This window comes from Soonwooa sp. T0.1_25 (assembly GCF_057652215.1).
The window spans coordinates 1-1,093 of sequence record NZ_JBYFBZ010000044.1; the positions used below are offsets into that span (position 1 = coordinate 1).

1 protein-coding gene is annotated in these 1,093 nt (G+C 27.6%); it reads right to left on the reverse strand.

The genetic code is table 11. The features are described from left to right. Positions 1–369 precede the first annotated feature (369 nt). Positions 370–1,065 carry a hypothetical protein gene (locus AC23MB_RS14250; protein WP_487787640.1) on the reverse strand — a complete coding sequence of 232 codons (696 nt, stop codon included), beginning with the start codon at positions 1,063–1,065 and terminating at the stop codon, positions 370–372. Between the last annotated feature and the right edge of the window lie 28 nt (positions 1,066–1,093).

Sequence of the window (1,093 nt, forward strand, 5' to 3'; positions counted from 1 at the left end):
ATAACGGAAAAAGTATTGGCGAAGTGCGGGCTGGATTTAACTGAAAGTTCAATTCAGAACCGAGCGAAGCCGATGCTTTTTTCGGATTGTTAAATTACAAAAATAATCAATACGGAAAAGCAATCGGCGGATAAATGCTACAAATTTTTCAACTTGCGTTTCACCCCGCATTTTGCCAATACTATGTTATCTGCAGTAATAATAACTCTTTATTATTAATTCGTTCTAATTTTATTACAAAATGTTCAATAAATGATTTTGTATAAATTGATAAGTCTTCTTTAATATTCGGAAATTGATCTAAAGTTAGATCATAAAGTCCTTTATCCTGTAATATAGTTTTTATGTGATTTTCATGATCATAATTTATTATTGAATTTCTAATGATTCTATTTTTTCTAATAATATTTTGTTTTGATCAAATTTTCCCTCATCACTCAAAATAAAACTTATGTCCTCTCTTAATGGTCTACCATCGTCATATAAGCATTTGTTGTATTTAAGGAATGATGAAATGTAAGTGTCGCTAAATTTATCCGTATTTTTATATTTTGTCTCATTCCTTGAATTGTCAATAAAATCTCCAACCAAAAAAACTCGATACGGACTATCTCCATCCCATTTGTACTGAATGTGGCTTTTCGTTTCAAAAGAATAGCAATCTATATATTTTTTGAAATTATGAAAGTTTATATGAACTTCTACCGATTTGAAAAGATTTTCTTTGAACGATTCTTTTTCATAAATCTTCCGCCAATTAGATATTATTCCTTCTAATTTTCGAATGCTTGTATTCTTTTCTAAAATTAAGTTCTTATGTTTTGTACTTGTTATGTTTTTATAAAACAAATATGAAACATTACTATTTTGGAGATCCTCCACATCGATGATCTTTTCTGCATAATCAAACTCCTCTAAAGAATTAATTCTCTTAAACAATATTAATGTCCTTTTAGAAATATGATTATTTTTGATTTTGTACAAAACAATTTGATTTTCTAGATCGAAAATTAATCCTTTGTTGTTTTTTTGTAAATGTTCAAAAGTGAAGCCTAATTCAAACATAATGCTGTAATATTATTGCAGATAACGG

Bases quoted from the DNA above. Each gene is read 5' to 3' on its own strand.
- AC23MB_RS14250 (WP_487787640.1), bottom strand. From the start codon at position 1,065: ATGTTTGAATTAGGCTTCACTTTTGAACATTTACAAAAAAACAACAAA.